The sequence below is a fragment of the Nocardioides sp. NPDC127514 genome (genome assembly GCF_040302125.1).
In the GTDB taxonomy this organism is placed as follows: Bacteria; Actinomycetota; Actinomycetes; order Propionibacteriales; family Nocardioidaceae; genus Nocardioides.
On record NZ_JBEORF010000005.1, the window covers coordinates 178,356 to 204,882 of the forward strand.

General features: G+C 70.3%; 24 protein-coding genes, 1 pseudogene and 1 riboswitch. Of the genes and pseudogenes, 13 read left to right on the top strand and 12 right to left on the bottom strand.

What is annotated here, in order from left to right:
* Positions 1 to 5 precede the first annotated feature (5 nt).
* The gene (locus tag ABTX24_RS05860) at positions 6 to 1,127 is read left to right on the top strand and encodes an L-talarate/galactarate dehydratase (RefSeq protein ID WP_160028018.1); all 1,122 of its coding nucleotides are present in this window, start codon (positions 6 to 8) and stop codon (positions 1,125 to 1,127) included.
* Entirely contained in the window at positions 1,124 to 1,807 is a 684-nt protein-coding gene (locus tag ABTX24_RS05865) for a FadR/GntR family transcriptional regulator (RefSeq protein ID WP_350838071.1), read from the top strand. The genes ABTX24_RS05860 and ABTX24_RS05865 overlap by 4 nt, the downstream gene beginning before the upstream one ends.
* Before the next feature lie 102 nt (positions 1,808 to 1,909).
* Here ABTX24_RS05865 and ABTX24_RS05870 read toward each other — a convergent pair whose 3' ends face one another.
* The 10 genes from ABTX24_RS05870 to ABTX24_RS05915 form a co-directional block, all read right to left on the bottom strand.
* Positions 1,910 to 2,734 carry an NAD-dependent epimerase/dehydratase family protein gene (locus ABTX24_RS05870; RefSeq protein ID WP_350838073.1) on the bottom strand — a complete coding sequence of 275 codons (825 nt, stop codon included), beginning with the start codon at positions 2,732 to 2,734 and terminating at the stop codon, positions 1,910 to 1,912.
* On the bottom strand, positions 2,731 to 3,783 hold the full coding sequence (locus ABTX24_RS05875; RefSeq protein WP_350838075.1) for a TRAP transporter substrate-binding protein: 1,053 nt from the start codon (positions 3,781 to 3,783) through the stop codon (positions 2,731 to 2,733). Before ABTX24_RS05875 ends, ABTX24_RS05870 begins: the two co-directional genes overlap by 4 nt.
* 24 nt (positions 3,784 to 3,807) lie before the next feature.
* Complete coding sequence (locus tag ABTX24_RS05880; protein WP_160028024.1) at positions 3,808 to 5,103, bottom strand: TRAP transporter large permease; 1,296 nt, start codon at positions 5,101 to 5,103, stop codon at positions 3,808 to 3,810.
* Positions 5,104 to 5,129: 26 nt separating this feature from the next.
* Positions 5,130 to 5,639, bottom strand: coding sequence for a TRAP transporter small permease (locus ABTX24_RS05885; protein ID WP_350838077.1), 510 nt, complete (start codon positions 5,637 to 5,639; stop codon positions 5,130 to 5,132).
* 1 nt (position 5,640) lies between these two features.
* Positions 5,641 to 6,831 (bottom strand): hypothetical protein, encoded by a 1,191-nt coding sequence (locus tag ABTX24_RS05890; protein WP_350838079.1) that lies wholly within the window; start codon positions 6,829 to 6,831, stop codon positions 5,641 to 5,643.
* Positions 6,832 to 6,970: 139 nt separating this feature from the next.
* Positions 6,971 to 8,230: a glucarate dehydratase family protein gene (locus tag ABTX24_RS05895; protein ID WP_350838081.1), complete on the bottom strand. Its 1,260-nt coding sequence runs from the start codon at positions 8,228 to 8,230 to the stop codon at positions 6,971 to 6,973.
* Positions 8,227 to 8,622, bottom strand: coding sequence for a universal stress protein (locus ABTX24_RS05900; protein ID WP_160028030.1), 396 nt, complete (start codon positions 8,620 to 8,622; stop codon positions 8,227 to 8,229). The genes ABTX24_RS05895 and ABTX24_RS05900 overlap by 4 nt, the downstream gene beginning before the upstream one ends.
* Positions 8,623 to 8,634: 12 nt before the next feature.
* A complete protein-coding gene (locus ABTX24_RS05905) occupies positions 8,635 to 10,173 on the bottom strand; it encodes a tripartite tricarboxylate transporter permease (RefSeq protein ID WP_350838083.1) in 1,539 nt (512 codons plus the stop codon).
* Positions 10,174 to 10,185: 12 nt separating this feature from the next.
* The gene (locus ABTX24_RS05910) at positions 10,186 to 10,716 is read right to left on the bottom strand and encodes a tripartite tricarboxylate transporter TctB family protein (protein ID WP_350838085.1); all 531 of its coding nucleotides are present in this window, start codon (positions 10,714 to 10,716) and stop codon (positions 10,186 to 10,188) included.
* Between the two features lie 53 nt (positions 10,717 to 10,769).
* Positions 10,770 to 11,765: a Bug family tripartite tricarboxylate transporter substrate binding protein gene (locus tag ABTX24_RS05915; RefSeq protein ID WP_350838087.1), complete on the bottom strand. Its 996-nt coding sequence runs from the start codon at positions 11,763 to 11,765 to the stop codon at positions 10,770 to 10,772.
* Positions 11,766 to 11,919: 154 nt separating this feature from the next.
* Between ABTX24_RS05915 and ABTX24_RS05920 the strand changes: the two genes are divergently transcribed.
* Positions 11,920 to 12,831, top strand: a complete 912-nt coding sequence (locus ABTX24_RS05920; protein ID WP_160028038.1) for a LysR substrate-binding domain-containing protein — start codon at positions 11,920 to 11,922, stop codon at positions 12,829 to 12,831.
* 407 nt (positions 12,832 to 13,238) lie between these two features.
* Here ABTX24_RS05920 and ABTX24_RS05925 read toward each other — a convergent pair whose 3' ends face one another.
* Positions 13,239 to 14,510, bottom strand: a complete 1,272-nt coding sequence (locus ABTX24_RS05925; RefSeq protein WP_350838089.1) for an HNH endonuclease signature motif containing protein — start codon at positions 14,508 to 14,510, stop codon at positions 13,239 to 13,241.
* A gap of 509 nt (positions 14,511 to 15,019) precedes the next feature.
* On the opposite strand from ABTX24_RS05925, the gene kdgD reads away from it, so the two are divergent.
* The 5 genes from kdgD to ABTX24_RS05950 are packed head-to-tail and all read left to right on the top strand — an operon-like array spanning position 15,020 to position 20,479.
* Positions 15,020 to 15,934, top strand: a complete 915-nt coding sequence (gene kdgD, locus ABTX24_RS05930; protein WP_160028042.1) for a 5-dehydro-4-deoxyglucarate dehydratase — start codon at positions 15,020 to 15,022, stop codon at positions 15,932 to 15,934.
* Between the two features lie 42 nt (positions 15,935 to 15,976).
* Positions 15,977 to 17,470 (top strand): aldehyde dehydrogenase (NADP(+)), encoded by a 1,494-nt coding sequence (locus tag ABTX24_RS05935; protein WP_350838091.1) that lies wholly within the window; start codon positions 15,977 to 15,979, stop codon positions 17,468 to 17,470.
* Positions 17,467 to 18,792, top strand: coding sequence for an enolase C-terminal domain-like protein (locus ABTX24_RS05940; protein WP_350838093.1), 1,326 nt, complete (start codon positions 17,467 to 17,469; stop codon positions 18,790 to 18,792). The genes ABTX24_RS05935 and ABTX24_RS05940 overlap by 4 nt, the downstream gene beginning before the upstream one ends.
* 7 nt (positions 18,793 to 18,799) lie before the next feature.
* Positions 18,800 to 19,594, top strand: a complete 795-nt coding sequence (locus tag ABTX24_RS05945; RefSeq protein WP_350838095.1) for a sulfite exporter TauE/SafE family protein — start codon at positions 18,800 to 18,802, stop codon at positions 19,592 to 19,594.
* A 60-nt stretch (positions 19,595 to 19,654) separates the two neighbouring features.
* Complete coding sequence (locus tag ABTX24_RS05950) at positions 19,655 to 20,479, top strand: ion transporter (protein ID WP_160028050.1); 825 nt, start codon at positions 19,655 to 19,657, stop codon at positions 20,477 to 20,479.
* Here the strand turns inward: ABTX24_RS05950 and ABTX24_RS05955 are convergent.
* The gene (locus ABTX24_RS05955) at positions 20,465 to 21,631 is read right to left on the bottom strand and encodes an ABC transporter substrate-binding protein (RefSeq protein WP_350838097.1); all 1,167 of its coding nucleotides are present in this window, start codon (positions 21,629 to 21,631) and stop codon (positions 20,465 to 20,467) included. The genes ABTX24_RS05950 and ABTX24_RS05955 overlap by 15 nt on opposite strands.
* A 104-nt stretch (positions 21,632 to 21,735) precedes the next feature.
* A riboswitch (cobalamin riboswitch) is annotated at positions 21,736 to 21,939 on the top strand.
* A gap of 56 nt (positions 21,940 to 21,995) precedes the next feature.
* On the opposite strand from ABTX24_RS05955, the pseudogene ABTX24_RS05960 reads away from it, so the two are divergent.
* The 5 genes and pseudogenes from ABTX24_RS05960 to bluB all read left to right on the top strand — a co-directional run.
* Positions 21,996 to 22,184 (top strand): annotated as a pseudogene (locus ABTX24_RS05960) (ferredoxin-like domain-containing protein); the annotation flags it as partial.
* 690 nt (positions 22,185 to 22,874) lie between these two features.
* Positions 22,875 to 23,483, top strand: a complete 609-nt coding sequence (locus tag ABTX24_RS05965; protein ID WP_502890947.1) for a precorrin-8X methylmutase — start codon at positions 22,875 to 22,877, stop codon at positions 23,481 to 23,483.
* Positions 23,480 to 25,039, top strand: a complete 1,560-nt coding sequence (gene cobJ, locus ABTX24_RS05970; RefSeq protein WP_350838099.1) for a precorrin-3B C(17)-methyltransferase — start codon at positions 23,480 to 23,482, stop codon at positions 25,037 to 25,039. Before ABTX24_RS05965 ends, cobJ begins: the two co-directional genes overlap by 4 nt.
* Positions 25,036 to 25,821 (top strand): precorrin-4 C(11)-methyltransferase, encoded by a 786-nt coding sequence (gene cobM, locus ABTX24_RS05975; protein ID WP_350838101.1) that lies wholly within the window; start codon positions 25,036 to 25,038, stop codon positions 25,819 to 25,821. Before cobJ ends, cobM begins: the two co-directional genes overlap by 4 nt.
* Positions 25,821 to 26,447 carry a 5,6-dimethylbenzimidazole synthase gene (gene bluB, locus ABTX24_RS05980; protein WP_350712985.1) on the top strand — a complete coding sequence of 209 codons (627 nt, stop codon included), beginning with the start codon at positions 25,821 to 25,823 and terminating at the stop codon, positions 26,445 to 26,447. Before cobM ends, bluB begins: the two co-directional genes overlap by 1 nt.
* The last annotated feature ends 80 nt before the right edge of the window (positions 26,448 to 26,527 follow it).

A 26,527-nucleotide genomic window follows, 5' to 3' on the forward strand; every position in this document is an offset into this window, starting at 1 on the left:
CCGCCATGGCCGCCGACCGCATCACGTCACTGACCCTCTCCCACGTCGTCCTCCCGCTCGAGAACCCGGTCAGTGACGCCAAGGTGCTCACCGGGCGGCAGAAGCCGCTCACCGAGACCGTGCTGCTCTTCGTCGAGGTGACCACCGAGCAGGGCTTCGAGGGAATGGGCTTCAGCTACTCCAAGCGCGCCGGTGGCCCGGCGCAGTACGCCCACCTCAAGGAGATCGCCCAGGTCGCCATCGGCCAGGACCCCTCCGACATCGCCAAGATCTACGAGTCGCTGATGTGGGCCGGCGCCTCGGTCGGCCGCAGTGGCGTCGCGACGCAGGCCGTGGCCGCCCTCGACGTGGCGCTCTACGACCTCAAGGCGCGCCGTGCCGGCCTGCCCCTGGCCAAGCTGCTCGGCGCCCACCGCGACTCCTGCCGCGTCTACAACACCTCCGGCGGCTTCCTCCAGGCGAGCGTCGAGGAGATCAAGGAGAAGGCCACCGCCTCGCTCGAGGCAGGCATCGGCGGCATCAAGATCAAGGTCGGCCAGCCCGACTGGGCCGAGGACCTGCGCCGCGTCGCCGCACTGCGCGAGCACCTCGGCGACACGCCGTTCATGGTCGACGCCAACCAGCAGTGGGACCGTGCCCGCGCCCGCCGGATGTGCCGTGAGCTCGAGCAGTTCGACCTGATCTGGATCGAGGAGCCGCTCGACGCCTGGGACGCGGTCGGCCACGCCGACCTGTCGCGTACGTTCGACACCCCGATCGCGACCGGCGAGATGCTGACCTCGGTGCCCGAGCACATGGCGCTCATCGACGCCGGCTACCGCGGCATCGTGCAGCCCGACGCGCCGCGCATCGGCGGGATCACCCCGTTCCTGAAGTTCGCCACCCTTGCCGCCCACGCCGGTCTGGCGCTCGCGCCGCACTACGCGATGGAGATCCACCTGCACCTGGCCGCGGCCTACCCGACCGAGCCGTGGGTCGAGCACTTCGAGTGGCTCAACCCGCTCTTCGAGGAGCGCATCGACATCCACGACGGCCAGATGTGGGTGCCGGACCGTCCGGGTCTCGGCTTCACGCTCAGCGACCAGATGCGCAAGCTCACCGTCGAGAGCGCTAAGTTCTCGGCATGACGATCAGTGCCGGGCTCGCCGACCGCGTCGTCTCCGGGATCAAGGACCAGATCCTCGCCGGAGACCTCGCTCCTGGGGCGAAGCTGCCCTCGGAGTCCGACCTGGTCGCGACCTACGGGGTGTCCCGGACGGTGGCGCGCGAGGCGGTCACCCGCCTGCGTGCCGAAGGCCTGGTCGAGACCTTCCAGGGGCGCGGCTCGTACGTCCTGGCGGTGCCGGAGCCCTCGCCGTTCGCGCTGGAGTCCTCCGCGATCCGCACCCAGCACGACGTGCTCGACATGGTCGACTTCCGGCTCGGCGTGGAGTGTGAGGCGGCGGCCCTGGCCGCCGCCCACCTCGACGAGCAGGGCTCGCGCGCCATCGAGGAGGCGCTCGCCGCGCTGGCCAATGCGCATCCCGACGGAGCGGTGGAGGCCGACTTCGCCTTCCACCGCGCTGTCGCGGCCGCGACCGGCAACCGCTTCTATCTCGACCTGATGGACTCGTTGGGCCCGATGATGATCATGCTGCCCCGCACCCGGCTCGGCGACGCGTACTCGCCCAGCGACGCGCTCCACGTCGAGCGGGTGCAGCGCGAGCACGACAACATCGCATCCGCGATCCTCGCCGGTGACGCCGACACCGCCCGTGCCGCGATGCGGGTGCATCTGGGCAGCACCCGCCGCCGTCTTCGGCAGTGATCACATCCGGAGCCACTGCACGCGCCCACGCAGACTCCTGACCCGCTGAAAAGGAGAACGGGTGGCCCGGCGACAGCCGGACCACCCGTTCCCCATGGGGGCCTATTTCTTCTGGTGCTCGCCCAGCGGGGTGAAGCAGAACTTCCCTCCGGCCAGGCGCTCCTCGGGGCCCTGCGGGCCGTCGTCGATCGCGTCGCCGAGCAGCTCGGCGGCGTAGACCTCGGAGTCGTCCTGCGGGTGGTAGCCGATCGCCTCGCCGGCCTCCAGCGACCACCAGCGCCGGGTGTTGCGGGAGATGCCCCACACCACCCGGAAGCCGGGCTCGGGAGTGGCCAGGCACGCCTCGAGGAGCCGGGCACCGTCGTCGGGCGACATCCACGTCCACAGTGAGCGGCGGTCCCACGGCTTCTCGAAGCACGAGCCGATCCGCAACGCGGTCACGTCGATGCCGTACCGGTCGTGGAAGAGGCTGCCGAGCGCCTCCATCGCGACCTTGCTGACCCCGTAGTAGGTGTCCGGTCGCGGAAAGGCGTCGGCGGCCAGCCCCTCGGCGGGTGCGTCATCGAGGTCGTAGAAGCCGGCCGCGTGGTTGCTCGAGGCGAGCACCACACGTGCCACCCCGGTGTCCCGGGCGGCTTCCAGGACCACCCGGGTGCCGTCGATGTTGGCCGAGAGGATGTCGTCCCACGGGGCCTCGACGCTGATGCCGCCGAGATGGATGATCGCCTCCACGCCCTCGGAGGCGGCACGCATTGCCACCTCGTCGGTCACCGACGCCTCGATGATCTCGACGGCCTCGCCCTCGGCGGGATCCTCGGGACGTACGACGTCGAGGAGGCGAAGCACCCGGCCCTCGCGGGCCAGGCGGGTGCGCATCAGCCTCCCGACGCCGCCATTGGCTCCCGTGATCAGAACCGTCTGCGTCATGCGGTCCGCAGCTCCTCGACGGCGGCGATGTACTCGCCCAGGTCGGCGCCGTGCTTGTCGATGACGGACTTGGTGGCCTCGCGCCACGGGGCGAGGTCGCTGATCTCGTTGATCGTGACGCCCTCCCCGCGCAGCTTCTCCAGGTCGGCCTCGACCTGGGCGTCCCACTTCTCACGCTGGAACGGGGCGGCCTCGTCGGCGGCCTTCTGGAGCGCCTCCTGGTCCTGGGAGTCGAGCCCGTCCCAGGTGTCCTTGTTGATGAGGAGCACCTCGGCGACGCGCATGTGCCGGTCGAGGGTGTAGTTCTTCGCGACCTCGTAGTGGGACGCGGAGAAGTAGGACGGCTCGTTGTTCTCGGCACCGTCGAGCAGCCCGCTCTGCAGCGAGCTGTAGACCTCGCCGTAGTCCATCGGGGTCGGGGAGCCGCCGAGAGCCTTGATGAAGTCGATCTGCACCTGCGACTCCTGGACCCGGATCTTGAGTCCCTTGACGTCCGCCGGCGCCTTGATCGGCTTCTTCGAGGTGTAGAAGCTGCGGGCGCCCGGGTCGAAGTAGCCCAGACCCTTGAATCCGGCACCGTCGGCCTCGCCGAGCAGCTTCTTGCCGCTCTCGCTCTCCAGGAAGCGCCACAGGTGGTCGGCGTCGTCGAAGAGGTACGGAAGGCTGAACAGCCCCATCGCGGGCACGAACTCGCCCATCGGGGCCGAGCTGATCCGGGTCATCTCGATCGAGCCCATCTGCACCTGCTCGATCGCGTCGGACTCCTCGCCGAGCTGGGCGTTGGGGTAGACCTGGATCTTGATCCGGCCGTCGCTGTACTTCTCGGCCAGCTCGGCGAACTTCTTGTCGCCCAGCGTGGTCGGGTAGTCGTCGGGGTGGGTCTCGGCCAGCTTGAAGGTCTTCGAGCCGCCGCCACCTCCGCCGCTGCCGGCGAGTGACCCGCCGCCACAGGCACTGAGGGCGAGGCCGCCGGCGACGGCCGCGGCGCCGAAGGCGCCTGCCTTGAACAGGGAGCGCCGGGCGACCGGCGTGGGGGATGAGGTGTTCACGGGTGTTTCCTTTCCAGAGGGGAGTTACTGGCCGAGCGCATCGGGGAGGGCGAGCGAGAAGAACGGGACGTACGTGATCAGCAGCAGGACGATGAGCATCGGGATGAGGAAGAGGCCGACCATCTTGATGACCTTCTCGATGGACGTACGTCCGATGGCACAGCCGACGAAGAGGACGTTGCCGACCGGCGGGGTGATCAGGCCGATGGCCAGGTTGAAGACGAGCATGATCCCGAACTGCACCGGGTCCATGCCGAGCCCCGTGGCGACCGGCAGCAGGATCGGCGTCATGATCACGATCAGCGGGGCCATGTCCATGATCGCGCCGAGCACGAGCAGCAGCAGGTTGATCAGCAGCAGGACCACGACGATGTTGTCGGAGATGCCGAGGAGGGCGTCGGTGGCCAGCGCCGGCACCTGCAGGAACGCCAGGAAGTAGCCGAAGGCACCCGCAGCCGCGATGATGAACAGCACCACGCCGAGCGTGCGCAGGGCGCTCTGCAGGATCGGGATCATCGCCTTGAGCGGCAGGTCGCGGTAGACGAAGAAGGTCAGGATGAAGGCGTACAGGCAGGCGATCGCCGCCGACTCGGTCGCGGTGAAGATGCCGCTGAGGATGCCGCCGAGGATGATCACCGGCATCAGCAGGCTGAGCAGGCCCTCGGCGACGATCTTCGGTACGTCCTTGAGGGGGACGAGCTCCTCCTTCGGGTAGCCGCGCTTGACCGCCACGATGTAGGCCATCACCATCAGCGACGCACCGAGCAGCAGACCGGGGATGACGCCTGCGGTGAACAGGGCGCCGATGGAGACGCCGCCGGCGGCCATCGAGTAGATGATCAGGTTGTGGCTCGGCGGGATCATGACCGCCTGGGTGGCACCGGAGACGGTCACGGCGACCGCGTAGTCGGTGTCGTAGCCTCGCTTCTTCATCATCGGGATGGTCACCGACCCGATCGCGGAGACGTCCGCGACCGAGGAGCCGGACAGGGCGCCGAAGAAGGTGCTGGCGCCGATGTTGACCATCCCGAGGCCGCCACGGACCCAGCCGACGAGCAGCCCGGCCAGGGCGATCAGGCGGCGGGAGATACCGCCCGTGCCCATGATCTCGCCACCGAGGATGAAGAACGGGATGGCCAGCAGGGCGAAGGTGTCGAGACCGGCGACCATCCGCTGGCCGACGGTGGTCAGCGGAAGACCGATGTAGAGGGCCTCGAAGATGGCGGCCAGGGCGAGAGCGAGGGCGACCGGGACGCGGAGCAGGACGAGGACGGCGAAGCCACCCAGCAGGATGGCGATGGCAAGGGGATCGATGGGCATGGGGGAGTCCTTCGATTTTCGGCGGCTCAGCCGAGCTCGGCTGCATCGTCAGGCTCGGCGTACCGCTGGGTACTGATGCCGAAGGCCTGGAGGACGGTGTAGAGGAGGATCATGGCGCCGGCGACCGGCATCATCAGGTAGAGGACGCTGCGGGGGAGCCCGGTGCCGGCCAGGGTCGCCGTCTGGGCGTCGATGACGAACTGGCTTCCCTGGACGACCAGGAAGAGCCCGAAGGCGAGCAGCAGCACCTGGACGAACCGGTCGATCACCGCCTGGAGCGTCGCCGGGAACTTGTCCACCAGGAAGGTGACCGCGATGTGGGCGCCCTCGCGGAAGCCGATCGCGGCGCCGAGGAAGCCGATCCAGACCAGCAGGATGCGGGCCGTCTCCTCGCTCCAGCTGGGCGAGTTGCTCAGCAGCTCACGGCTGAACACCTGCCACAGCACGATGAGCAGCGTGGCGACCAGGCACAGGATGCAGAAGGCCTCGAAGACCGTGTCGACCGCGCGCCAGGCGCGCTTGAAGGTTGTGCTCATCTCATTCCGTCCTCGTTGCGGCAGTGGTGGGGACCCGGGTCGCCTCGGCGAGCAGGTGCTGCCTGTCCGCACCCGCCAGACCGAGGTGGTAGAGGTGGATCTGGTCGATCCCGGCATCGACCAGCGCCCGCACATGGCCACCGAAGGCGTCTTCGGTGGTGGGCGGGAGAACGGTGACGTACGCAGCGGCCGCTGCCTTTCCGGAGACCGCCTCGACGAGCCGGCGCCCGGTCTCCACCGAGGCCTCGGTGGTCGGCCAGCAGAAGGAGACGACCAGGTCGACGTCGTCGGCCGTGGTCAGGGTCAGACCCGGGCTCGCTCCGGTGGCCCAGGGGTCGGGCTGGGCGTGCAGGGCGATCTCGACGACGTCGGGAGCGGCCTCGCGGACGGCTGCGATCACCCGGTGGCGGAGCTGGTCGGCCGCGGCGTGCCGGGAGGCGAGGATTATGTCCAGGGTCGTCGCGTCGACCGTCGCGCCGGCGGCGTCGGCACCGGTCGCGGCGCGCAGTGCCGCCACCGTGGTCTCGGCGTCGAGCCCGCGGGCGGCCCAGTCCTCGCGGCAGGCCGCGCAGCAGCAGATCGAGAGCAGCTGCTGGGTGGCGGCGTCGTAGGCCCCGTCGGTCTTCTCGTGGTGTCCGCCGTGGCCGAAGCCGAGCTGGCCGCAGGCCTCCAGGATGGCCGTGCTGGCCGGGGTGTCGCGTACGGCCTCGGCGGCGAGGGTCTCCGCGTAGCGGCGGACGTCCTCGTGGCGGGAGCACAGGGCGTAGGGGTAGGGCTCGCCCCAGCAGTTGACCACCGCGAGGTCCGGGTTGGCCTCACCGAGGAGGGTCGAGTGGGTCAGCACGATCCAGGCGGCGACCTCGATGCCGGCCGCGGCGAGGATGGCGGCGGCCTCGCCGAACGGGTCCTCGGTCGCGACCCAGGTCGCCGCGGGCGGCACCAGTCGGGCGCCCTCCCACGCCTCGGCGCGCACCGGACGGTAGAGCGCGGCGGTGCGCGCCTCGACGAACCGGTGCTCGGGGTGTAGCGGGGTCGCGGCGCGGGCGGTGTGGTAGGCCGCGGCGAGGGCGACCTTCGTGATGCCGAGATCCCGGGCGCGATCGGCGAAGGCTGGATCGCCGATCACGTCCCAGGGGTAGGCATATCCGACGACCGGGACGGTGCCGGTCCTTCCCGAGTCGATCTCAGTCACCGATGTCTACTCCTGCCAGCCAGGGTTGTGGGGCGGAGCCGAGTGTGGCCCCGGTCACAGGAGACTGTCAGGATGTGCGATTCGTGTCCAAGCCACTTATCGCATCAGGCGATACCGTCGAGGTATCGCTGGAAAGGGATTACCAGCGCGATGTGTTCGGTGTGAAGTCCGGCTCGAACGAACGCATGTAGACCGTGTCCTCCCGACGACGCACCCCGCAGGTGAGGTACTGCTCGTGCAGCACGCCGAGCAGGTCACGATCGAGCTCCACGCCCAGGCCCGGACCCGTCGGCACCGCGATGGAGCCGTCGTCGAAGTCGAGCACCCCGGGGCGTACGACGTCCTGGGTCTTCCACGGGTAGTGGGTGTCGCAGGCGTAGGTCAGGTTGGGGGTCGCGGCGGCCAGGTGGACCATCGCGGCCAGGGAGACGCCGAGGTGGGAGTTGCTGTGCATCGACAGGCCCATCCCGAAGGTGTCGGTGATGCCGCCCAGCAGCGCCGACTGGCGCAGCCCGCCCCACAGATGATGGTCGGAGAGCACGATCTGGACCGCGTCGGCCGCGATCGCGGGCTTGAGGTGCTCGAAGGCGATCACGCACATGTTGGTGGCCAGAGGTACGTCGGTGCGGGCCGAGACCTGCGCCATCCCCTCGATCCCGGGGGTAGGGTCCTCGAGATACTCCACGACACCGGCCAGCCGCTCGGCGACCTTGACCGAGGTCTCCGGCGTCCAGGCGCCGTTGGGGTCCAGCCGCAGCGGCAGCTCGGGGAAGGCCTCGCGCAGCGCCTCGATCGCGGCGCACTCCTCGTCGGGGTGGAAGACCCCACCTTTCAGCTTGAGCGAGCCGAAGCCCCAGCCCTCGACCAGCCGCTTCGCCTGCGCGACGATCTGCTCGGGGTTGAGCGCCTCGCCCCACTCGTCATCGGGCTGACCGGGGTGGCCGGCCCACTTGTAGAACATGTAGCCGCTGAACGGCACCTTGTCGCGCACCGCGCCGCCGAGCAGGTCGCTCACCGGACGGCCCGCCTCGCGGGCGACCAGGTCGAGACAGGCGACCTCGAACGGGGAGTAGACGGTGTCGACGGCGGAGGAGACGTCGAGCATGCCGCCGAAGGAGGCACCCGCCCCGCCGGTCTCCTTGCCGAGTACGTCGACGACGAGCCGTCGTAGGCCGTGGGTGTCGTAGGGGTCCCGTCCTGGCAGGACGGCGGCGACGGCGTCGAGCCGGGCGAGATGGGTCTCATCGGCGTACGTCTCGCCGAGGCCGACCAGGCCGGTGTCGGTGTGCAGCTCGACGATCGCGCGCAGCGCCCACGGCTGGTGGACGCCGACGACGTTGAGCAGCGGCGGGTCGGCGAACGCGACCGGGGTGACGACGACCTTCGAGATGCGGCTCATGCGGTCGGCTTCACGGCGAGGACGGGCACGCCGGCGTCGAGCAGGATGCGCTGGGCGTCGCTGCCCAGCAGCGCCTTGCCGACCGGTGAGCGGCGGCGCAGCCCGATCACGATCAGCCGGGCGCCGGTCGAGGCGACCAGGCCGTCGAAGGTCTCCACGACGTCGGCGCCGTGCGTGGTGTGGTCGACGCGGGCGCTCACCCCGGCCTCGGCGGCGCGCGCGACGAGCTTCGCGGCCGCGGCCTCGTCGACGAGGTCGGCGTCCACGGTGGCGCCGCGGCGCGGGCTGTTCACGATGACGACGTCGTCGCCGCGGGCTGCCGCCTCGGCCAGGCCGGCCTCGAGAGCCGCCTCACCTACCGGTGTGGGTACGTAGCCGATCAGGATGGTCATGGTGTGCCTCTCTCAGCGGGTCGGGGTGTCGGCGTCGTCGCGCTCGGCCGGGGCCGCGGTGGCGGTGGCGGCCTTGCGCCGGGTCAGGATCGCCTTGGCGGCGGGCCACAAGGCGACCAGGAGGAAGGCGGCCAGGATGGTGCCCGAGATCGGGCGGGTGAAGAACCCGGTCGGGTCACCGTCGAAGATCAGCAAGGAGCGGCGTACGCCGTCCTCCACGATCGAGCCCAGGACGAAGGCGAGCACCAACGGGCCGGGCTCGAAGCCGACCTTCTTCATTAGGTAGCCGATCAGACCGAAGACGATCATCACGAAGATGTCGAAGGTGGAGTTGTTGATCGTGTAGACGCCCAGGATCGTGATCAGCGCGGTGATCGGGGCCAGGATCGCCGGCCGCACCCGCAGGATGCGGACGAAGATGCCGACCAGCGGGATGCTCAGGACGAGCAGGATCAGGTTGCCGATGTACATCGAGTTGATGACGCCCCAGAACAGGTCGGGGCGCTCCTCGACCAGCTGCGGACCGGGCGAGATGCCGAGGATGAGCAGTGCGCCGAAGAGCATCGCCATCGACGCGTTGGCCGGGATACCGAGAGTCAGCAGCGGGATGAACGAGGAGGTCGCGGCCGCGTTGTTGGCGGTCTCGGGGGCGGCGACGCCCTCGATGGCACCGCGCCCGAAGCGCTCGGGGTGCTTCGAGATCCGCTTCTCCGTGGCGTACGCGGCCAGGGAGGACATCACCGCGCCGCCACCGGGCAGCACGCCCAGCACGAAGCCGATCACCGAGCCGCGGCCGATCGCGCCGGAGGACTGCTTGAGGTCCTTGCGGGAGGGCCAGATGTTGGCCACGGCGGCGGGTACGTGGGGCTTCCCGTGCCGCTCCTCGAGGTTGTAGAGGATCTCACCGACGCCGAACAGACCCATCGCGACGACCACGAAGTCGATGCCCTCGGTGAGCTGCAGGCTGCCGAAGGTGAAGCGCTCGGCGCCGCTGAAGCTGTCGCGGCCGATGGTGGCCAGCAGGAGGCCGAACGCGGCCGCGATCATGGCCTTGAGCTTGTTGCCGTTGCCGATGGTGGCGACCAGCAGGACGCCGAGCAGGGCCAGGGCGGCGTACTCCGGGTCGCCGAAGTTGAGCGCCCAGCCGGCGATCAGCGGCGCCACCAGGGTCAGGCCGAGGATGGAGACGGTCGCGCCGACGAAGGAGCCGATCGCGGCGATGCCGAGGGCGGTGCCGGCCTTGCCCTGCTTGGCGAGGGCGAAGCCGTCGAAGACGGTGACGACCGATGAGGCCTCACCTGGCAGCCGGAGCAGCACCGAGGTGATCGTGCCGCCGTACTGGGCTCCGTAGTAGATGCCCGCCAGCATGATGATCGCGGAGACCGGGTCGATGCTGTAGGTGATCGGCAGCAGGATGGCGATCGTGGCCGCCGGCCCGAGGCCGGGGAGTACGCCGATCAGCATGCCGATGAGCACGCCGATCAGGCAGTAGAGCAGGTTCTGCGGTTCGGTGACGAGCCCGAAGCCGTCGAGGAATGCGTTGACGTCCACTGGGGGCTCCGCTCAGAACAGGTGGGGCAGCGGGATGCGCAGCCCGTAGAGGAACAGGAAGTAGAACGCGGCGACCGTGGCGACCGAGGTGATGATCGTGCTGCGCCAGGACTCGCCGCCGAGGAACCTCAGCCAGACGACGCACAGCAGCAGCGAGGGGATCTCGAAGCCGATCACGGGCATCAGCAGGGCCAGCACGATGAAGGTGACCAGGCCGACCGCGGGGAGGATGCTGGAGCGGGTGAACTTCTCGCTGTCGATCAGTCGCCGGCCGACGACGAGCAGCGCCGCGGCCATCAGCGTGATGGCGATGCTGACCACGAACGGCCACAGGCCGGGCCCGGGCTGGCGCAGCGATCCCAGGCCGTAGCCGTAGGAGAGGACCGCGCCCCCGATGCCGACGACGAGAGCGACGAGCGCACCCACCACCTGGTAGACCGGTCCGCCGGCCGGAGGGCGTTCCTCCTCCAGCTCATGGGCCACCTCGGCCTGGATCTCGGCCAGGATGTCCTGGTCAGGAGATGGGGTGCGTTCGTCGCTCATCGTCATGCCTTCGTGGGTTCGTACGTGCTGGGTGCTGCGCCGCCGGGAGAGGCTCAGCCCTCGCCGAGGTTGAGACCGTACTGCTCGACCAGGTCGGCGTACCGCTTCTTGTCCTCCTCGAGCTGGGTCACCACCTCGTCACCCGAGATCTCCATCGGGGTGAGGCTGTTCTGCTTGTTGAAGGCCTGGTACTCCTCGGTCTTGAACGTGGCCTGCATCGCCTCGGCGAGGGTGTCCTTGACGTTGTCCGGGGTGCCCTTGGGGACGGTCATGAAGCGGTACTGCGCGACCTCGACGTCGAGGCCCTGCTCCTGGGCGGTCGGGACGTCGGGCAGGTAGTCGACCCGCTCGGGACCGAAGACGCTCAGCGGGGTCAGCTTGCCGGACTCGATGTTCTCGATCGCCTCGCCGACCTGGATGCAGGCGGTGTCGACCTGGCCGCCGAGCACGGCGGTGAGGGCGGGCGCGCCGCCGTCGAACGGCACGGCCTCGGCCTCGACGTCGCTGGTGCCGAACGTCAGGCCGCAGGAGAGCTGTGAGCCGGTGCCGACACCGGTGGTGCCGTAGGTGAGCTTCTTCTTGGCCGCCTTGATGTCGTCGAGCGACTTGAAGCCGCTCTTCGGGCCGGCGACCATGACGTAGTCGTCGCGGGAGACGCCCTGGACGACGTCGAAGTCGTCGATGCTGGTGGCCTCCTCCTCGCTGACCGCGAGCGGCGTGATGGCGAACAGGGAGGCGTTCTGGATCGCGATGGTCTGACCGTCGGGCTCGGCCTTGGCGACCTTGTTGGCGGCGAGAGCACCGTTGGCGCCCTCCATGTTGATCACCGGGAAGGAGGCGCCGAGCTCGTCGGAGAGGCCCTTGGAGACCGCCCGGCTGATCAGGTCGCTGGAACCGCCGGCCGAGGCACCGACGTACATCTCGACGTTGCCGGCGGGGTAGTCCTCGCCGTCACCGCTGCCTCCGGTGGTGTTCGAGACACCGCAGGCCGAGAGAGCCAGGGCCGCGACGCCTGCGGTCGCGGCAAGAAGGTGGGAAGTGGTACGCATCGTTGCTCCTAAATCCTGGTGGCCGGGCTGGTGATGGCACGTGGCATGGCCCGACGTCGTGTGACCACCGACACTAAGAGTCTTAGCGATACCGGTCCAAGCCCGATTCGGCATAGAGTGTTCCACCTGGTGCATCGTGGTCTACTCTGGCCAGATGATCACGCTCGACCAGGTGCGCTCTTTCGTGGCGGTCGCCGAGGAGCTCCACTTCGGCCGGGCCGCCGAGCGGCTGCGGATGACGCAGCCGCCGCTGTCTCGACAGATCCAGAAGCTGGAGAAGGCCGTCGGCGCGCAGCTGCTCGAGCGGGACAACCGCCGGGTCGCTCTCACCGGTGCCGGAGCCGCCTTCCTCGACGAGGCCTACCGGATGCTCAACCTGGTCGAGAGCGCGGGTGACCTGGCCCGCCGGGTGGACGCGGGCGCCGCCGGCGTGGTCCGGCTCGGCTTCACCGCGGTCTCCGCGATCTCGATCCTGGGACCCCTGCTGCGCCGCCTCACCGTCGAGCTCCCCGATGTCGAGGTACGGCTCTCCGAGCGGGTCACCCTGGCCCAGGTCGACGGCATCCGCCACGGCGAGCTCGACATCGGCCTGGCCCGCCCGCCCTTCGACACCGAGCTGCTCTCCTCGAGAGTCATCTCCCGCGAGCCGCTGATGGCCGTACTCCCGCAGGGCCACCCCCTGGCCGAGCTCGACCGACCGCTGACGCCCCAGGACTTCGAGGGCCAACCCGTCATCGGCTACCACCCCCAGCAGTCGCGCTACTTCCACGAGCTCTCCGTACGCTTCCTGGCCAACGCCCACCCGCGCATCGAGCAGCGCGTGCATCAGGTACTCACCGCAATGCTCCTGGTCTCCGCCGAGCGTGGCGTCGGCTTCGTCCCGGTCTCGGCCAGCTCGCTGCACGTGGAAGGCGTCGTCTTCCGCCCCATCGAGCACGGCGGCGGCGACACCCGCCTCGACAAGGATCCCGAGCGCCCCGTCGAGCTCCATGCGATCTGGGCGCGGGGGTCTGTCAGTCCGGTCGTACGCCGGGTTCTCGATGCGATCATCGAGATGAATCGCTGAGGGACTGGCCGCCGACCCGTTACGGATGGTGTTCTCGCCAGATCCCGGAGTCAAGGACGGCCTTCGGCCGCCGGCTTCGCCGGTCGCCTGCGGCGATCCTTGACACCGGGCTCCGTCGAGAATTTTGGCTGGCTATCGGGTCGGCGGCGGGGTGTGGCGCGGATTCCTTGGGTTGCGTCCGGGCTTGGGATCTGGGGCCGGTGACTCCTGGCAGCGGATGGTCTCCTCGTGCTTTTACAAGACGATGACACCTTGTGAACGCTTCACGAGGTGTCGCCGCGAAGGGGACGGCGACGGAGGTCCGATCGGAACCAGCAGGGCGTGCGCGCTGATCCTGGGTAGGGATGCCCCCGGCACGGATCGGATCGGGAGGAACCGGCCGGCGATGCCGGCCAGCCCAGCCTCGATCAGCCGGTCAGTGCGCGCCTGGTGAACCGGATCCGCCCATCCGGAAGACGCTCATAGGCATAGTCGGGATCGTGGATCCGGCGATGATCACTCGCACACAACAAGACCATGTTCGCCAGATCGGTTCGGCCGCCTTCGGCCCACGGTTTCAGGTGATGCGCTTCGGTCCAGGCTGCTGGGGCGTCGCAGTCTTCGGCCTGGCAGCACTTGTCGCGTAGCCGGAGTGCCTTGTGTTGGACCGGGTACGCCAACCTCGCGGTGCGGCCGAAGTCGAGGATCTCGGAGTCGGTGCCCAACACCACCGGGACCAGGTCGGCGTTGCAGGCCATCCGGCGGGCCTCGGCGGCGGTGATCTGCTCGCCGTCGAAGCCGAGGGAGGCGGTGCCGAGGTCGTTGCGGAGGTCCTCGAGGCTCATGGTGATGAACACCGTGGTGCCGTGCCCGCCGTGCCTGGGGAGCTGGTCGACGTCGTAGGTCTCGACCACCCGGGCGAAGGCCTGGCCGAGCAGCCGGTCGTAGGGGGCTTTGCGGCCCTTGTCCTCGGCCGAGAGCTTCCTGGGCTGGGCCAGGGAGTCCAACAACGTGCGGAGCCGCATCCCGACCGCGCGGGAAACGCGGGCGTGGAGGTCGATGGTGCCGTCGCCGTTGTCACGCGAGGAGAAGAACGTACGCCGCTGGGCGTGCTCCTCCTCCCGCTGGAGTGCTTTGGCCTCAGCCTGCTCGAACCGCTCCGGGTCGATCTCGGCCAGGATCCGGCGGCCGACGATCTTCAACTCGTTCGCCGTCAGCCGGGTGGCATAGTCCACGAGCAGCTTCTCGGCCAGGACCAGGTCCTCGGCGCTGGCGGCGGGGTCGGCCTCGATGGCATCGAGGGCCTGGGTGATCACCCTTGCCTTGTCCTGGGACACCACTCCTTCAGCGAGGCCATCAGCGACGAGGTCGTACTTGGTCACCGCGGCCGCGAGTTTGATCTGGGAGCGGGCCACGCCCTTGTCGACGAGGAGTTCGGTGCGCAGCCATCCGGAGGCGTCTTTCGCGCCAGTCTCCTCGGCGATGTCACCAGACGTCGCGAGCACCCGCAGTTTCAACGCGGCCTGCTGGGCTTGGAGCTTCTCCAGCCGCTCGAGGAGGTCTTTCTTCTGGTCCGTGCGCCAGTAGGCGGGGTCGGTCGTCAACAGGTCTTGGAGGGCGGTCTCGATGGCGGCCAGGGCAGCGTCGATCGCGTCGCCGGGGTTGGTGCCCCAGTGGTCGATCGAGCGGCCGAGACTCATCGCCGTTCCTCTCCTCGGAGGTGTGCTGTGATGTGTCTGATTCTACGCTCCCCACTCCCATCTGGCCACCTATTTTCCCTGGTCAAGCACTGTTTTCGCGGTGAGCGAACGACTTCGTTTCTGTGGATGGTAAGTGGCCCGAAGGGCCACCCTTCCGCCCCATCGACCTCACCTGTCCCAAGCAAGATTCCGCTGCGCCACACCCGGGCCGCCGCCCCGATAGCCAGCCAAATCTTTCTCGACGGGCGCCGGTGTCAAGGACCGCGAAGCGGCCGGCGAAGCCGGCGGCCGCAGGCCGTCCTTGACTCCGGGGTTCGGCGAGAAGACCCTCAAAGCAAGGGTCGGCGGCCCTCCAGCCCCGTAGAACCCGCCTGCCACAAGCAGACCCCGCAATGCCCCCAAAGCATCACGAGATTCAAATTCGGGCTTGGACAAGCATCATCGAACGTTCATAACGTGATGGTCACCACCTTCCCCACAGCACACCCAACACCTGAAGGACGTGACTCGTGACCGAGTACAGCCCGACCGACCTGGCCGCCCAGCTCAAGAGCGGGCTTCTCTCGTTCCCGGTCACCCACTTCAACGAGGACCTCCAGGTCGACGAAGAGGGCTACCGCAAGCACCTGAGCTGGCTGGCGGAGTACCCGGTGGCCGGGCTCTTCGCGGCCGGCGGCACGGGTGAGGGCTTCTCGCTGAACGCGGAGGAGACCGACCAGGTCGTACGTGCCGCGGTCGACGAGGTCGCTGGGGCCGTGCCGGTGCTGGCGCCGGCGACGGGCAGCACGGCCAACGCGGTCGCGCAGGCGAAGGCGGCGGAGGCCGCGGGCGCCGACGGGATCCTGCTGATGCCGCCGTACCTCACCGAGGCCGGGCAGGCGGGGCTCGTCGAGCATGCCAGCCGCGTGTGCGAGGCGACCGGGCTCGGCGTGATCGTCTACAGCCGCGCCAACGCGGTGCTGCGGGACGAGGCCGTCGACCAGCTCGCCGAGCGCAACCCGACGCTGATCGGCTTCAAGGACGGCGTCGGCAACATCGAGCAGATGACTCGTACCTACGCCCGGGTCGGCGACCGGCTCATCTACATCGGCGGCCTGCCGACGGCGGAGACGTTCGCGCTGCCGCTGCTCCAGCTCGGCGTGAGCACGTACTCCTCGGCGCTGTTCAACTTCGCGCCGAAGTGGGCGGTGGAGTTCTACGACGCCGTACGTGCCCAGGATCGTGACGAGGTCTACCGTCGTCTCAACGAGTTCGTGATCCCCTACCTCGACATCCGCGACCGCACGGCCGGCTACGCCGTGTCGATCGTCAAGGGTGGCCTGACCGCGATCGGCCGGCCCGCCGGCCCGGTCCGCCCGCCACTGACCGACCTGCGCGAGGACGAGATCGACGAGCTGCGCGAACTGATCGCCCGGATCGCCTGACGCCGATCCGCCCCTGAGAGACCGACCCGATAGGAAGGGAACATGAGCTACCGCTCGATCATCGCCGGAGCAGACTCCGAGCAGCCCGACGTCACCGCCGCCACCAGCGCCGCGGCCGAGGCCTTCGCCGGCTATCGCGCCACATCCCCTGAGGCCCGGGCGGACTTCCTCGAAGCCGTCGCCGCCGAGATCGAGGCGGCCCGCGCCGAGATCGTCGAGGCCGCCGTCGCCGAGTCGCACCTGCCCGAGGGCCGGATCAGCGGCGAGGTCGGCCGCACCACCGGCCAGCTGAAGATGTTCGCCGGCGTCGTGCGGCGCGGTGACCACCTGGGCGTACGCATCGACCCGGCCATCCCTGACCGGACCCCGCTCCCGCGGTCCGACATCCGGCAGCGCCAGATCGCCCTGGGCCCGGTGGCGGTCTTCGGCGCCAGCAACTTCCCGCTCGCCTTCTCCACCGCCGGCGGCGACACCGCCTCGGCGCTGGCCGCGGGCTGCCCCGTGGTGGTCAAGGGCCACCCTGCCCACCCCCTCACGGGCTACCTGGTCGCGCAGGCCATCACCCGCGCGGTCGAGAAGGCCGGGCTGCACGCCGGCACCTTCTCCTTCCTCCTCGACACCGACTTCAAGGGCGGCATCGAGCTCGGCCAGGCCCTGGTCGTCGACCCGAGGATCAAGGCCGTCGGCTTCACCGGCTCCCGCGGCGGCGGGCTGGCGATCGTCGCGGCCGCGGCGGCCCGCCCCGAGCCGATCCCGGTCTACGCCGAGATGTCCTCGATCAACCCCGTCGTCGTCCTCCCCGGAGCGCTCGATGGTGACGTCGACGCGCTCGCCACGGCGTACGTCGGCTCGCTGACCCTCGGCTCCGGCCAGTTCTGCACCAACCCCGGCCTGCTCTTCCTCCCGAAGAGCGAGGCGGGCGACGCCTTCCTCGCCGCCGCCGGCCGGGCCACGGCCGAAGCCGTCGGCGGGACCATGCTGACCTCCGGCATCGCCGCCGCCTACGAGAAGGGCACGGCCGCCCTCCGCGCCACCGACGGCGTCACCGTCGTCGGCGAGGGCACCGCCGGGGAGACCGACGCCCCCGCGCCCCAGCTCGTCGAGGCCGCCCGTCTCGACGGCGTGACCGACGAGGTCTTCGGCGCCTCCGGCGTCGTGGTCCGCTACGACACCGTCGAGGAGCTGCTGCCCAGCCTGGACTCCCTCGAGGGCCAGCTCACCGCGACCGTCCACGCCACCGACGCCGACAACGAGGCCGCGGCCCAGGTCGTCGAGGCCCTCGAGCTCAAGGCCGGACGGATCCTCTTCAACGGCTGGCCGACGGGCGTCGAGGTCGGCCACGCGATGGTTCACGGCGGCCCGTTCCCGGCCACCTCCGACTCCCGCACCACCTCGGTCGGCAGCCTCGCGATCGAGCGCTTCCAGCGCCCCGTCGCCTACCAGGACGTACCTGCCGCGATCCTCCCGGAGGCCGTACGCGACGACAACCCGTGGCACCTCGCCCGCCGGATCGACGGCGAGCTGCAGCTGCCATGACCACCACGACCATCGCCAAGATCGAGGTCGTCCCCGTCGCGGGCCACGACTCGATGCTGCTCAACCTCAGCGGCGCGCACGCGCCGTTCTTCACCCGCAACATCGCGATCCTCACCGACTCCGAGGGTCGCGAGGGTGTCGGCGAGGTGCCGGGCGGCGAGCCGATCCGGCGCACCATCGAAGAGGCCGCCGAGCTGCTCGTCGGCCAGCCCGTCACCCGCTACCGCAGCCTGCTGCGGCAGGTCGCGGAGCGGTTCGCCGACCGCGACGCCGGCGGCCGCGGAGCGCAGACCTTCGACCTGCGTACGACCGTCCACGCCGTCACCGCGCTGGAGTCCGCGCTCCTCGATCTCGCAGGTCAGGCGCAGGGTGTGCCGGTTGCCGAGCTGCTCGGCGACGGGCAGCAGCGCGACTCGGTGCCGATGCTCGGCTACCTCTTCTACGTCGGTGACCCCGACAGGACCGACCTGCCGTATCTCCGCGAGAAGGACGGCGCCGACGACTGGGAGCGCGTGCGGCGAGAGGTCGCGCTGACCCCCGAGGCGGTCGTACGTCTTGCCGAGGCCGCCCAGGCCCGCTACGGCTTCGCCGACTTCAAGCTCAAGGGCGGTGTCCTCGCCGGTGAGGAGGAGGTCGCCGCTGTGACCGCGCTCCACGAGCGCTTCCCCGACGCCCGGATCACCCTCGACCCCAACGGCGGCTGGCTGCTCGCCGACGCGGTCCGGCTGCTCACGGGCAAGGACGACGTGCTCGCGTACGCCGAGGACCCCTGCGGCGCCGAGGGCGGCTACTCGGGCCGCGAGATCATGGCCGAGTTCAAGCGCGCCACCGGGCTGCGTACGGCGACCAACATGATCGCCACCGACTGGCGCCAGATGTCCCACGCGATCCGCACCAACGCTGTCGACATCCCGCTGGCCGACCCGCACTTCTGGACCATGTCCGGCTCCGTCCGCGTCGCCCAGATGTGCCACGACTTCGGGCTGACCTGGGGATCCCACTCCAACAACCACTTCGACGTCTCGCTGGCGATGTTCACCCACGTCGGCGCCGCTGCACCGGGGGAGATCACCGCGCTGGACACCCACTGGATCTGGCAGGACGGCCAGGGTCTGACCGAGTCGCCGCTGGAGATCCGGGACGGTGCTGTCGCGGTACCGACTGCACCGGGTCTCGGGATCCGGCTCGACCGCGACCGGGTCGCGGCCGCGCACGAGCTCTACCTCGAGCACGGGCTCGGCGTACGCGACGACGGCGTTGCCATGCAGTACCTGGTGCCGGGGTGGACCTTCGACCCCAAGCGCCCGTGCCTGGTCCGTTGACAGCCCGGTGAGCGCCGAGCTCGCCTGGCTCCTGCTCGCCGGCATCGGTGCGGGACTGACCGGCTCGGTGGCCGGTCTGGCCTCGCTGGTCAGCTACCCTTCCCTGCTGGCCGCGGGGCTGCCGCCGGTCGTCGCCAACGTCACCAACACGGTGGCCATGTTCGGCGTCACCGGCGGCACCGTCGCGGGTTCGCGGCGCGAGCTGCGCGGCCAGGGCAGAAGGATCGCCTGGCTGGCCCTGGCCTCCTTCCTCGGCGGCGCGGTCGGCGCGGCCCTGCTGCTCACCACGCCTGCCGAGGCGTTCGAGACCGTGGTGCCCTGGCTCGTCGGTGGGGGAGCGGTGCTCCTGCTGCTCCGCGACCGGATCCGGTCCTGTGCGGCCGCCCGTGCCGCCGCGCGGCCGCCGCGGCAGGACCCGTCGTCAGGCGTCGAGGGGCGACGTACGCTCGCCCGCGGCTTCGGCTGGGGTGTCATCGTGTTCGTGCTCGGCATCTACGGCGGCTACTTCGGCGCCGGGGTCGGGATCATCGCGCTGGCCGTCCTGGTGCTCGAGCGCACCGAGGCCCTGGCGATCACGAACGCGGTCAAGAACGTCGCCACCGGCGTCGCCAACGGCACCGCCGCGATCGCGTACGTCTTCTTCGCTCCCGTGGACTGGCCCGCCGCGATCGCCCTCGGAGCGGGTGCCGTGATCGGCGGATTCCTGGGGCCGGCGATCGTCCGGGTCGCCCCCGAGCGCCCGCTGCGCTGGCTGGTCGGTCTGGCCGGTCTCGGGCTCGCGCTGCACCTGGCGACAAGCTGAGACCCGGCTCGGCCCGATAGGCTCCGGCCGCGGTCACGGTCACAGGAGGACATCGCGAGCATGGGTTCGAGCAACATCTCGGTGCGCGCCCGGGTGCGTGCGCTGGTCGAAGACGACCTCTTCCAGAAGACGATCATCGGGGTGATCATCCTCAACGCGGTGGTCCTCGGCGTGGAGACGATGGTCCCCGAACACCTCGCCCACGAGCTGGCGTTCCTCGACAGCGTGCTCCTCGGAGTCTTCGTCGTCGAGCTGGTGCTGCGGCTGGTGGCGTACGGCCCGAAGTTCTTCCGCGACCCGTGGAACATCTTCGACACCGTGATCGTCGCGATCGCGCTGGTGCCGGCGACCGGGCCGATGTCGGTATTGCGGGCACTGCGGATCCTGCGCGTGCTGCGCCTGGTCAACTCGGTCCCGTCCATGCGTCGCGTCGTCGACGGGCTGATCGCGGCGATGCCCGGGATGGGCTCGGTCGCGGCCCTGCTGGTGCTGATGATGTACGTCGCGGTGGTCATCTCGACCAACCTCTACGGCGAGATCGCGCCGGAGTACTTCGGCGACCTCGGCACCAGCGCATTCACGCTGTTCCAGACCATGACCGGGGAGGCCTGGCCCGACATCGCCCGCGAGGTGATGGCCGAGGACCCCTCCGCCTGGATCTTCTTCGTCGTCTTCATCCTGGTGATGACCTTCGCCGTCCTCAACCTCTTCCTCGCCGTGGTCGTCTCCGGCATGGAGAGCGTCGAGACGCTCGCCGAGCACGAGGAGGAGTCCGACGCCGAGATGATGGCCATCCTCACCTCGTTGCGGGAGGACCTCACCGCCGTACGCGAGGAGCTGGCCGCCACCCGGGCCGAGCTGAAGTCGGACTCAGCTGCCCGCTGAGGCGATCTCCTGCACCACCATGTTGCGGGGACCGTCCGCGGTGCCCTTGACCACCCGCAGGAAGTAGGGCTGGTCGGGGTTGTGGTTGGGGTCGAAGGTCCAGTTCCCGCGCGGGCTGACGATGGTGCCGACCGAGCCGAGGGAGTCGGCGATCTCGTTGCGGTTGACGTCGTCGGAGAGATCGAGCGCCTTGTCGAGCGCGGCCGCGGCGTCGTAGGCCTGCACCGAGTAGACCGTCGGGGTGGCGTCGTACGCCTCGCGGTAGTCCTTCACGAAGGCGTCGTTCATCAGCGAGTCCATCGTGTCGCTGTAGTGGAGCGCGGTCCGTACCCCTGACGCGGCGCTGCCCAGCGCGGACAGCACGTCGCCCTCGGTGAGGTAGCCCGGGCCGTAGAGCCGGGTGCTCTTGGCCAGCCCGGACTCGCGGTACTGCTGCACGAACGCCTCCGCCTCCTTGCCGGCATAGGCGGCGAAGATCGCGTCCGCGCCCGAGTTCTTCGCCTTGTCGAAGAGCCCCGACCACTCCTCGGTCACGCCCGCCGGCGTGTAGCTCTGACCGGCCACGCTGCTGCCGGACGCCTCCAGGGCGATCATGAAGCTGTCGGAGAACTCGTGACCGGCCGCGTCGTCGGACCCGATGACGTACGCCGTGCCCCCGTCGGTCTCCTTGGCGACCGCCGTCCCGAGCGCACCGCCCAGGTCCGAGTTGGTCGAGGACGTACGCCACAGGTAGTCGGAGCCATCGGCGAACTCGTCGGCGCCGGCGCCGGTCACGATCAGCGGCGTCTCGCTGTTGTTCGCGACGTCCTTGGCCGCGAGCGCCGTCTCCGAGCTCGCCAGGCCGACGACCGCCTGGACCTCGTCGTCCTGGATCAGCCTGGTCACCGCGGCGACGCCGGTCTCGGCGCGGTCGCCCTCGTCGGCCTCGATCACGTCGACCAGCCGGCCGCCGAGCTCCCCGCCGTGCTGGTCGAGGTAGAGGTCGAAGCCCCGGCTCATGTCGGTGCCGATCGACTTGTGGACGCCCGAGGTCGGTACGACCAGACCGATCGAGACCTTCGACTCCGAGGTCGTGGCGCAGGCCGTCAGGCCGAGCGCGAGCGCCGGGATGGGCGCCAGAACGAACAACTGCCGGTGAGCCGAGCCTGTCACGGGAGACTCCATCTATGGGGGTGGCCTCGGAAGATTTCGAGTAGCCGAACATTGGCACAAACCCCGGCCGGGCGGCGAGCAATTCGGCGCCGTGTCCCCAAGTCGGTAGTCTCGCCCTGCCAGTCGTACTCCATGCCTGATGGGGTCAGGGAACCCGGTGAAAGTCCGGGACTGACGCGCAGCGGTGAGGATGACGGGCGGGGCACGCCCTCCTTCCGGGGAGAGCAGCCACTGGAGCCTGGCTCCGGGAAGGCGCTCCGTTCCGATCGATTCCGAGTCCGAAGACCTGCTGGCTCTGGCGGCGCCCGCCGCCAGGTCACCACGTGCCCCGCGCAAGGGCACATGACGCAGAGCAGGTGTCCTGATGTCGCGAGTCCGAACCGACCGGTGCCCCGGAGTCGGTCGTCCGTGGGCGGCCGAGGACGGCCTGCTGGTGCGGCTGCGCCTGATCGGCGGGTCCGTCTCGTCCGCCGCGCTGCTCTCGCTGATCTCCGTGGCGGAGACCTATGGCGACGGGCGGATCTACCTCACCGGTCGCGCCAACCTGCAGGTGCGCGGCCTGCCGAGCGTCGACGGCGGGCTGCCGGGCGAGGTGCTCACCGCGCTGAAGGCGACCGGACTGGTGCCGGCGCAGACCCACGAGCTCGTACGCAACGTGATGGTCTCCCCGCAGACCGGTCTCGCCGGTGGCCGGGCCGACCTGCGCGGCGTCGCCGCGTCCCTGGACCGGCTGCTGTGCGCCTCGCCGCGGCTGGCCGCGCTGCCGGGCCGGTTCCTCTTCGTGCTCGACGACGGCCGCGGCGACCTGGTCTCGCGGGAGTGCGACCTGGGCGTGGTGGCGCTGTCTGCCACGGAGGGACAGTTGCGCGTCGGCGGCTCCTGGGGGCCGGTCGTGCCGCTCGCCGAGGCCGCTTCCCGGCTGGTCGCGCTCGCCTCACGTTTCCTGGACGTACGCGGCGAGGGGCCGTCGGCGCCCTGGCACGTCTCCGAGCTCGACGCACCGATGGTCGAGCCGGTCGCGGCCGACGACCGGGTCCCGGCCGCGACCGAGGAGCTCGGCTACGGGCCGGTGCCCGGTGGCGATCACGTCGCCGCCCCGGACGGCGCCCTGGACCGGGCCGCGGTCTCGGCGCTGGCGGAGCGGGTGCCGGCGGTCGTGGTGACGCCGTGGCGTGGCGTACTCGTGCCTACGCCGCAGGTGCGGCCGCCCCGGCGCTACGACTACATCGACCAGGGGCCGGCGATCTACGTCGACTCCTTCGCGACCATCCGGCGCGAGGCCGACCTCTCTGCGGTGCCGGCCGACGCCGAGCGGCTCGCGGTGCGGATGATCCACGGCAGCGGGCAGGTCGACCTCGCCTCCGACCTGGTCATCCACCCCGGACTCGTGAAGGCCGCGCGGGGTGCGCTGGAGGCAGGAGCGCCGATCCTGTGCGACGCGACGATGGTCGCCACCGGGGTCACCCGCAGCCGGCTTCCGCGCGACAACGAGGTGCTCTGCATGCTCGGTGACGACCGGGTCCCGGCGCTTGCGCGCGAGTGGGGAACGACCCGCACCGCCGCGGCGCTGTCCCTGTGGGAGCCGTACCTCGAGGGCGCGGTGGTCGCCATCGGCAACGCCCCGACGGCGCTCTTCCACCTGCTCGAGATGATCCTCGACGGCGGTCCGCGGCCGGCCGCGATCGTCGGCTGCCCGGTCGGCTTCATCGGCGCGGCCGAGTCGAAGGAGGCGCTCGCCTCGTTCGCCGACGACCACGGGATCGACATCCCCTACGTCACCGTCCGGGGCCGCCGCGGCGGCTCCGCGATGACCTCCTCCGCCCTCAACGCACTCGCCCAGGAGCAGGAATGAGCACGGACGTACGCGGGCGGTTCACCGTCGTCGGGATCGGTCCGGGCGATCCCGAGCTGATCACCCTCAAGGCCGCCCGGCTGATCGGCGCGGCCCCTGTGATCGCCTACCACGCCGGGGTGCGCAAGCAGTCGCACGCTCGGCGGATCGCGTCGTCCCTGATCCCCGCCGACGCGGTGGAGGAGGAGCTGCGCTACCCGGTCACCACCGGGACCACCTCGCACCCGGGCGGCTATGTCGGTGCCATGGCCGAGTTCTACGAGTCCTGCGCAGTCCGGCTCTCCGCCCATCTCGACGCCGGCCGCGACGTGGTCCTGCTCGCCGAGGGCGACCCGCTCTTCTACGGCTCCTCGATGTACCTCCACGACCGGTTCAAGGAGGTCTACGAGACCTCCGTCGTGCCGGGCGTCCCCGCCTTCGCGGCCGCCACCGCCGCGGTCTCGACTCCGCTGGTGCGCCAGACCGACGTGCTCACGGTCCTCCCGGGGACCTTGCCCGAGCCCGAGCTCGCCCGTCGGCTCGCCGACACCGAGGCGGCGATCATCATGAAGCTCGGCCGGACCTTCCCTGCGGTCCGTTCCGCGCTCGCCGCCGCTGGGCGGCTCGACGGTGCCTGGTACGTCGAGCGTGCCTCGCAGCCCGAGGAGCGCTGGCTGCCGGTGGCCGATGTCGACCCGTCCTCCGTGCCGTACTTCTCGCTCATCGTGGTGCCCGGGGACACGGCTCCCGGACCTGCCGCGGCGCGGCTGCGGCAAGAGCTCCCCGCGGTCGAGTCCGTCGAGGTGACGCGCGGGGGCGTCTCGACGGGCTCGGCCTTCGGGGACACCGGGGAGGTCCTGGTCGTCGGACTCGGTCCGGGGCCGGACGGGTGGCTGACGCCGGAGGTGAGCTCGGCATTGGCCGAGGTCGGCCATGTCGTCGGCTATGCGCCGTACGTCAACCGGGTGCCGCAACGCGAAGGGCTGCGGCGGCACGCGTCGGGCAACACCGTCGAGGTCGACCGAGCCCGGCACGCCCTGGACCTGGCGCTCGCCGGGGAGCGGGTCGCCGTCGTGTCCGGCGGTGACGCGGGTGTCTTCGGGATGGCGTCAGCCGTCTTCGAGGCGGCCGAGGACCCGGCCTACGCCGGCGTACGCGTCCGGGTGCTGCCCGGGGTCAGCGCCGTCCAGGCGGTGGCCGCGCGGGCGGGCGCCCCGGTCGGGGCCGACTTCGCGGTGATGTCCCTCTCCGACCGGCTCAAGCCGTGGTCCGTCGTGGAGGACCGCCTGCGCGCGGTCGCGGCCGCCGACCTCGTGCTGGCCATCTACAACCCGGCCTCGCGCTCGCGCACCGAGCAGATCGGCCGGGCTCGCGACGTACTCCTGGAGCAGCGCAAGCCGGACACCGTGGTCGTCGTCGGACGCGACGTCGGGCGGGCCGAGGAGTCGCTGACGGTGACCACGCTCGGTGACCTCGACCCATCAACCATCGACATGAAGTGCCTGGTCATCGTGGGGGCGAGCTCGACCCGGGCGACTGCGGCCGGGCAGGTCTGGACGCCGAGGTACGTGCAGTGACGGCCCGTCGGACCGTCCACTTCGTCGGCGCCGGCCCCGGCGCGGCCGACCTGCTGACCGTACGCGCGACCAGGCTGCTCGAGGCCGCCGATGTCGTGCTCTACCCCGGCACCTACCTGGACCCCGACGTGCTGGCGCACTGCAGCCCCGCGGCCGAGCTGGTCGACACCCAGAAGCTCGATCTGGACCAGATCGTCGGCGAGATCGTCGCCGCGCACCGGGACGGCAAGCAGGTCGTACGCCTCGTCTCCGGCGACCCGTCGGTCTACTCGGCGGTCGCCGAGCAGACCCGGCGGCTCGATGCCGCCCAAGTGCCCTGGGACGTCACGCCGGGCGTGCCCGCCTACGCCGCGGCGGCCGCGCTCGTGGGCCGGGAGCTGACCGTGCCGCTGGTGGCGCAGTCGGTCGTCCTCACCCGGACGCAGGCCCGGTCGACGGCCATGCCGGAGGGGGAGTCTCTTGCCGCGTACGCCGCCACTGGCGCCACGCTCGTGCTCCACCTGGCGATCCGTCGCACCCGTGAGCTGATGGCCGAGCTGCTGCCCTACTACGGCCCGGAGTGTCCGGTGGTGGTCGTCTACCGTGCCAGCCAGCCCGAGGAGCTGGTGCTTCGCGGGACGGTGTCGACCATCTCCGACGCGGTCGAGGACGCCGGTCTGACGCAGGCTGCCGTCATCCTCGCCGGGCCGGCGCTGGCCCGCGACGGAGGCGAGTCGTTCCTCTACGACGCGGCTCGGGAGCGGGTCTCGACAAGCTCGACCACCAGGGCGAGAGGTGCCTGATGGAGCTCTACGACGCGATCAACCGCCGTCGGGACACGCGTGCAGAGTTCACCGGTGAGCCGGTCGACCCTGCCGTGCTCGAGCGGGTCTTGTCGGCAGCCCACGCCGCGCCGAGCGTCGGGATGACGCAGCCGTGGGACTTCGTGCTGGTGCGCTCGCCGGAGACGCTGGCGGCCTTCCGCGAGCACGTCGCCACCGAGCGGGACGTGTTCGCGTCCTCGCTCTCCGGGGAGCGGGCCGAGACGTTCTCCCGGATCAAGATCGAGGGCATCTGCGAGTCCGGGCTCGGGGTGGTCGTCGGCTACGACCCGACTCGCGGTGGGTCGCAGGTCCTCGGGCGGCATGCCATCGCCGACGCGGGGCTCTACTCGACCGTCCTCGCGATCCAGAACCTCTGGCTCGCTGCCACCGCCGAGGGCCTCGGTGTCGGCTGGGTCAGCTTCTATCGCGAGGAATTCCTGCGGTCGTTGGTCGGGCTTCCGTCGCACGTGCGTCCGGTGGCTTGGCTCTGCGTCGGACACGTCGAAGGTCTCCCGGGAGTTCCCGACCTCGAGCGGTTTGGGTGGAGGCATCGGTCGGAGCTGTCGTCCGTGGTTCATGAGGAGAGGTATCTCTCGGGGCGCTGAGGTTTTTCGTGGTTGGTGTTTGCCGCCGACCCTTGTTTGGAGGGTGTTCTCGGTGCCGTCCGGAGTAAAGGACGGCCTTC